The 6,604-nt window shown below is 45.9% G+C and carries 8 protein-coding genes and 2 pseudogenes; 2 read left to right on the forward strand and 8 right to left on the reverse strand.

Translation table 11 applies throughout. The features are described from left to right. Window positions 1-248, forward strand: a pseudogene (locus GBV73_RS10010) (IS982 family transposase); the annotation flags it as partial. A gap of 155 nt (window positions 249-403) precedes the next feature. Here the strand turns inward: GBV73_RS10010 and GBV73_RS10015 are convergent. The 6 genes from GBV73_RS10015 to hcp form a co-directional block, all read right to left on the reverse strand. Continuing rightward, a complete protein-coding gene (locus GBV73_RS10015; RefSeq protein ID WP_371717089.1) occupies window positions 404-865 on the reverse strand; it encodes a M24 family metallopeptidase in 462 nt (153 codons plus the stop codon). A 1-nt stretch (window position 866) separates the two neighbouring features. Then, the gene (locus GBV73_RS11575) at window positions 867-1,121 is read right to left on the reverse strand and encodes a hypothetical protein (protein ID WP_152881115.1); all 255 of its coding nucleotides are present in this window, start codon (window positions 1,119-1,121) and stop codon (window positions 867-869) included. Next, complete coding sequence (locus tag GBV73_RS11195) at window positions 1,108-1,260, reverse strand: hypothetical protein (RefSeq protein ID WP_172967224.1); 153 nt, start codon at window positions 1,258-1,260, stop codon at window positions 1,108-1,110. Before GBV73_RS11195 ends, GBV73_RS11575 begins: the two co-directional genes overlap by 14 nt. A gap of 45 nt (window positions 1,261-1,305) precedes the next feature. Then, a complete protein-coding gene (locus GBV73_RS10025) occupies window positions 1,306-1,962 on the reverse strand; it encodes a hypothetical protein (protein ID WP_152881117.1) in 657 nt (218 codons plus the stop codon). A gap of 38 nt (window positions 1,963-2,000) precedes the next feature. Continuing rightward, window positions 2,001-2,966, reverse strand: a complete 966-nt coding sequence (locus GBV73_RS10030) for a hypothetical protein (RefSeq protein ID WP_152881119.1) — start codon at window positions 2,964-2,966, stop codon at window positions 2,001-2,003. 185 nt (window positions 2,967-3,151) lie between these two features. Further along, a complete protein-coding gene (gene hcp, locus GBV73_RS10035) occupies window positions 3,152-4,522 on the reverse strand; it encodes a hydroxylamine reductase (RefSeq protein ID WP_152881121.1) in 1,371 nt (456 codons plus the stop codon). Between the two features lie 173 nt (window positions 4,523-4,695). Here hcp and GBV73_RS10040 point away from each other — a divergent pair, with 173 nt between their 5' ends. Next, window positions 4,696-5,082 (forward strand): transcriptional regulator, encoded by a 387-nt coding sequence (locus GBV73_RS10040; protein ID WP_152881123.1) that lies wholly within the window; start codon window positions 4,696-4,698, stop codon window positions 5,080-5,082. Between the two features lie 28 nt (window positions 5,083-5,110). Here the strand turns inward: GBV73_RS10040 and GBV73_RS10045 are convergent, their stop codons facing one another. Further along, complete coding sequence (locus GBV73_RS10045) at window positions 5,111-6,418, reverse strand: dicarboxylate/amino acid:cation symporter (protein WP_052315905.1); 1,308 nt, start codon at window positions 6,416-6,418, stop codon at window positions 5,111-5,113. Window positions 6,419-6,485: 67 nt separating this feature from the next. Continuing rightward, window positions 6,486-6,604, reverse strand: a pseudogene (locus GBV73_RS10050) (IS982 family transposase); the annotation flags it as partial.

The following is a 6,604-nucleotide window of genomic DNA, read 5'->3' on the forward strand; positions in this document are numbered from 1 at the left end:
TGAGGTTTGGCGTTGTTTACACGCCAGTAAAGCGGGGGAATCAGATTAGTAATCTGGAGGAGAAGAAGTTTTACAAGTACTTGTCTGACTTTCGCAGGAGGATTGAGACTTTGTTTTCGAAGTTTTCTGAGTTTCTTCTGAGGCCGAGCAGGAGTGTTAGTTTGAGGGGGTTAGCTGTCAGGATTTTAGGGGCGATTCTGGCCGTGAATCTGGACAGATTATACAACTTCACAGGTGGTGGGAACTAGGGTTACACAATTAAAATTACAACTCAAAACAGTTTAAAGTTTTTTGAATAACAAAAAGAAGTCAAACATCTCATTTGCTGTGGAGGGTATGCCCTCACTGGCTCGTACTTGTTTCTCATGAATTTGAACTTGAACTCACTATTTCCGAGTCGAGCCTAGTTTTCTGGTTTTCTAATATTTTGTTTTGTAACGTTCTCCAACTTTTTGTTCAAAATAAACGTATCTTCCTTTTTTATTGCCCCTTCTGGTACCATGAGAGGAGCATGAACCATTGCAAGAACCATGCCCTCCTTAGCTTCCATTACCCTATGAGACACTACAATCGTAGTTATTGGATCCTCCTCTATCAGAAGTCCAACTCCATGTGTATAGCCGGTTATATAGTAGTCTCCGAGATTTCTGGATTTGTAGATTTTCTCAATTTCTCTTTCTACCTGGATGAACTTAATGCCGGGTTTGGTATTCTCCACTGAAGTTATGTAAGCTTCTTCCATAGCTTCCATGGCGTTTTTTGCTCGCTCGCTTATTTGTCCTACTGGGAAAGACCTAGATATGTTCGCATAATAGTGATTCCAGTCTGCACCTATTACTACCGAGACAATGCTCCCCTCCTTAATCTTAACATCCTTGAATGGCTCTGCATGTGCCCTTGGAGTTGCTGAAACGTAGACTTTTGGCTCTTATTTCTTCCTCTGCAATTTTCATTCCTTTTACAGCTATTTTTCCAGCTTTTCTTATGTTCTCTAACTCCCACTCATCCTTGATCATCCTAAGCTCCATAGAAAGTCCTCTGACGTCAACGATATCCACCCCAGGGTTGAGCTTCTTAAAGAGTTCATAGAAGAGTATATAATCACTCTCATTCCTGAGCATCACTGGAGAGTGGCCCGTAAGTGCCGAAACTTACCCTGAGTTTCCTATCCCTGCAGTTCCTCCTTATCACTCTTTTCTCGTCCTCCTCGAACTTTTCAAGCACGTAGAGGATTTTCAACTCTTCTAGAGGGGGAATCAACCAAGAACTTAACCGGCATTGGGATGACCTCCAACCCAGAGGGTTTTAATCTGCCAGCGTGCTTTTTAGGAGCTCCCACTTTTCCCTGAGAGTTTTTACGCGCTCAGCGTATTCTTTGATCCCAAATTCCTCGAACAGTCCGATATGTTTCTCAAGTTCCGTAATTGCCATCCCTACGACTTCGGCAACATATTCGGCAATTTTTCTGGCACTAAGTCTCGCAACTTTGTTGTACGTGGTACTCACGAGATGCAGATCCTCTCCTTCTGTAAATGCGAAGATTATTACCGTTGGGTCATAACTCCCGAAAGTTGAGCAAAACACTGGATTCGTTGTCACGATTCCGAACCGTTCTTCTAGAATTGCCCTGGCCTTTTCAGCTTCCTTCCTCCACCATCCCGGGAGCTGGCTCATATCCGTGAATATCCTCCCGTTAAAGTCGATATTTCCCGGCACATCCCCACGGAGGGAATAAAATGCCAGTGCAATGAGGTCTGAAACAAATACGTCAAAATCAACTGTGGCTTGGAATATTTCGTTCCCTTTGTAATACATCCACGCTTCATACTCCTCCAAGCATTTAGTGATGATCACATCAGGGCTCTCACCATTTTCAAGCCCGTGCTCTATGATTTCTCTTCCCATCCTATCAAATGTCTCATAACCACCATAAAACTTGAATTTAATTTCAAACTCTTTCATATCGTCACCTCCTTAGGCAAAAAATTAAAGTAAAAAGCTTACCTATCTACTGGAAATGCCGTGACAATCCTATATATCCCATTTTTCAATTGAATCACGACTCTTAACTTGTTCTTCATTCCCATTCCATGGTAATATTTTTCAAGGGCTAATTTTTTATACTTACTGCTTGATCCTGGGCAATAGGAGTTCCCAGTTTCAATCGTCTCCCTGAGCATCTGGAAAAGCATGTCCGCAGTTAAGTACTTGAATTTTGACTTGTATCTCCACTTTTCTTCTAAGATGTGCCGTTCAATAATGTGTTTTGCCCCTTCTTTATCAATTATAACGTCACCTTCGGGAAAGTAACTGCCGCAGGCGTATCTCCCTCTAAACTTTACCCTAAAGTTCTTGTACTTCTTGTTGAACTCCTCTGCAAGCTTCTTGGCATCGTTGGCGTCCCATCCGTTGAGGTATGCTTTTGCGAGGAGCTTGCCGTATTCCTTCGGGCTGAACAAATCTTCAACGGCTTTGACTTCGTCCCTGGTTATTGTGATAACTGGCTTTACTATGACGGCTTCCTTTTTAAGCCCGCCCCACTTCTTCTTAACGTAACCGTAGCCAATCTCCACCCTGGTGCCCCAAATGTTTGTCTTGACACCCTTTGCCAGCTCCTGCCCATTGTAAGTAATCTTGTCTGGAATTTCACCCACAAAAGCCTCAGTAAACTCGCTGACTGGCTTTGAGTACACGTACTTGGCAATTAATGCTACGATGCTACCGACAGCAACTATCCACCCTATGCCCGGAACAAAAGCGCTGATGAACGGCTCTGCAACGACGGTGGCACCGCCGAACTGCGGCCGAACCTCGTCCCCGGGCTTTTTCTCGGGATTAAACTCTGGCGGAACCGTTACGGTACCGTTCACCGTGCCGTTAACAAAGCTCGCCGAGGCGCTGGCACTGCTAACAGTTAGTCCCAACATTAAAAACCCGAAGAGTACGGCAAGGGCTTTCTTCCACATTCTTGAACACCCTCACAGAGTTCAATGGATAGTAAATCCAAAACCTTAAAAGATTTACTATCAAAAGTTTAACAAGGCAATGAAAATCAGAATAAAATCTAACTGGGAGGAGTTTGAGTGATACAATTACCAAAAACATGGCAACCCGATAATAACAAGCATTAAAAAGAAAAATAGAAAAACCCTCACTCCAGCTCCTCTGCCAGCGGGGCGCTCTCATCAACGCTGATGCCCTTGCTAAGCATCTCCCTCAGGTCCTTCTCTGGATCGCTTATGAGCTTCAGCTCGAACTTCTTCCTAAGGATCTCAAAGACGTTCGGCGTAAGGAACTCTGGCGGCTTGGGTCCAATGTAGATCCCCTTTACTCCGAGATAGAGAAGCGAATAGAGTATCGCTATGGCCTTCTGCTCCATCCAGCTCAAAACGATGCTCACCGGCAGGGAGTTGACATCGGTTCCAAGCTCGTTCGCTAAAGCTATTGCTATCTCAATTATGGAGTACACGTTGTTACACTGGCCGAAGTCGAGGAAGCGTGGAATGCCCTCTATTGTGCCGTAGTCCCTCGCGTTGTAGCGGAACTTGCCACAGGCAGCTGATAGTATGAGCGCATCTTTCGGAATCAGCTCGGTGAGCCTCTCGTAATAACCCATGCCCTTGTGCGGCGTGTCACAACCGCCGACAACAAAAATGTGCCTTATCTTGCCCTCCTGAATCAGCTCTATCAGTTTGTCCTTCATAGCCAGGACGTTTGTGTGGTGGAAGCCGGTGAGGAGCTTTCCGCCGTCGTGGGCCTTCATCTTCGGCGTCTCAAGGGCCCTCTCTATCACGGGCTCGAAGTTGTAGTCCTCTATGTGGGGCACTCCCTCAAGGCCCGCTATTCCTGTGGTGAAAATCCTGTCCTGATAAGCCTTGGTCGGCTGCTGGACACAATTGCTAGTACCCACTATAACCCCTGGGAACTCGGCGAATTCCTTCTTTTGATAGAGCCAAGACCCGCCCCAGTTTCCGTAGAGGGCCTTGAACTTTTTGAGTTCAGGATAGGCATGAGCGGGGAACATCTCGGCGTGGGTGTAAACCTTTATTTCATCCTCAAGGCCCCTCTCCTCTATCTGCTTCAGGAGCTCGTAAAGGGCCCTGTAGCTGTGGCCGGTAACGAGTATGCCGTGCCCCTCGGCCGTTCCCGTGGGTACTTCAACGGGTTCAGGCCTTCCAAAGGTCTCAACGTAGGCCTTATCCAAAAGCTTCATGGCCTCTAGGTGAACCCTTCCGTTCTCAAGGACGAGCTGGAGGAAGCGGTTCTTGTCGAAGTTGACGTTGGTGAGCGTTGAGTAGAGGGCTTTGCTCAGAAAGTGGCCGATTCTTGGATCGTCGTAGCCAACCTCAAGGGCGTGATAATAATAAGCTGATGTTCCCTTAATCCCGTAGAGGAGAGCCTCCTGAAGGGAGTTAAGGTCTGGATCCTTTCCACAAACTCCTTGAATCGTACATCCTCCTGCTAAACTCATTGAACACTGATTACACAACATCTCATACTCTTTTGGAAGCCGTATTGCCATGCTTAACCACCTCCATTTTTATGACACCTGTCATATTCACTTTATTATTGAAGGGTTCTTCATAAAAGCTTTGCGGTTTATTAACCTAAAAAAGGTATATGACTTATGTCATAACAAAAAGTTGAAGAAGTTGACAGAAAGGTTTATATATTCCATGCGTCATAAAAAGTATCATGAAGACCAACGCCTTCGATGCCGTGGCAAAATACGTATACCCTGCCCTCCGCAGGCGGCTGGTGGGGCTGTTGAGGGAGAGGGGACTTAACCAGATTCAGATAGCGGAGCTTTTACATATAACCCAGTCTGCCGTTTCGAGATACTTAGGGATGAACAGGGGCGCCCTCATAGAAGTGGAGAAGTTCCCTGACATTGACGAGAAGCTAAGGGGACTGGCGGATAGAATCATGAAAGAGAAGCCCGACGAGTACTACATTCATGGAGAACTAATTAAGATAACCGTTGAGATGCTCGGAAAGGGCTACGTCTGCTCCTTTCACTCAAGGGTAGACCCTGAGATAGACCCGAAGAAATGCAGGATATGTATAGAAACCTTTGGATGATTAAATAAAAAAGGTTGAAGAGAAAGATTTACGATTTCTCGATCATGTCTTCTTTTCTGGCAACAATATAGGTACAGCAGAGGTCTCCGGTAACGTTGTTCATTGTCTCAAACATGTCTATGAGTGGGTTGACTCCCAAAGCGAGGGCGACTATTATCGCTATCTGGCTTGGCTCAAGGCCAAGGGTTCCAAGCACTATGAAGAGGAGCATTAGGCTTCCTCCGGGGACTCCTCCTGCACCTATTGCCGACAGCACAGTGGTTATTATAACTATGGCCAAAGAGCTAACTGTGAGGTCAATGCCAAAGACATCTGCTGCAAAGACTGCCCACATCGGAAGGTGTATACATACTCCATTCATGTTGATTGTTGCACCGACTGGGAGAGAGAATTCTGCGAGCTCCCTCTTTATCTTGAAAGACTCTATTGCGGTTTTAATTGTGACTGGAAGTGTAGCGGCACTGCTCCTGGTGAAGAACGAGGTTATCATAACTTCCTTGGCCCTCTTGAAGAAGTCTATTGGGTTTTCCTTGAGGACGATTGAAAGCAGGATGGAGTAAACGATGAATATCATTATAGCAATTCCTGAAATAACGCCCAAAACGGCCTTTAGGTAAGGTCCAATTATGGTTGGCCCGTAGAGTCCAAAGTTGACAACTGCTAGTGAGAACACACCTATTGGGAAGTACTCCAGAATCCAGGAGACTATCTTGAACATTACCGAGTTTGCGCCGGAAGCGAAGTCAAGTGCCATTTGAATCTGTCTTCTCTCGGTTTCATTTTGGGTGTGGTCAAGGAGAACTCTCGCCGCGAGACCAAACAGGAGGGCAAAGACTATTATCGGAAGGAACTCACCGTTTGCCAATGCCTCAAAGGGGTTTGTGAACATCTTAAGAATTAAATCCGTCAGCCCTGAAGGCGGGGTTATTGAGGGGCCTCCTTCTCCCATAGAGCTCCCAAGTTTTTCAACGTCAACCGCCACACCCTGGCCGGGGTGCACGAACATTGCAATACCGACACCTATCATTGCGGCTATAAATGATGTGAGCATGTACCATAGGAGAACTTTTGCACCAACCCTTCCCAGCTTCTTTGGTGAGAGTCCTGAAGATCCGACTATGAGAGAGAAGAACACTATCGGTATAACGACCATTTTGAGCATCCTTACGAGCACTGCACCAAAAGGTGAAATGTATGTTGCTACCCTTTCACCGAGATTGCTTCCATTTGCCATGTCGTAGTACCACAGACTCAGCCCGAATGCGACACCCAATAAAAATGCAACACCAACTCTATATGGCAGAGGTATACTGGTGTACTTTTTTATTATACTCAATAAGTTCACCTCCAGATTGGATTTATGAACTTTTTTACACCTAATTGTCATATAGAAGGTATATACCCTAGTTCCCACCACCTGTGAAGTTGTATAATCTGTCCAGATTCACGGCCAGAATCGCCCCTAAAATCCTGACAGCTAACCCCCTCAAACTAACACTCCTGCTCGGCCTCAGAAGAAACT

Source organism: Thermococcus sp. 101 C5, assembly GCF_009372125.1.
Lineage (GTDB): Archaea > Methanobacteriota_B > Thermococci > Thermococcales > Thermococcaceae > Thermococcus_A > Thermococcus_A bergensis.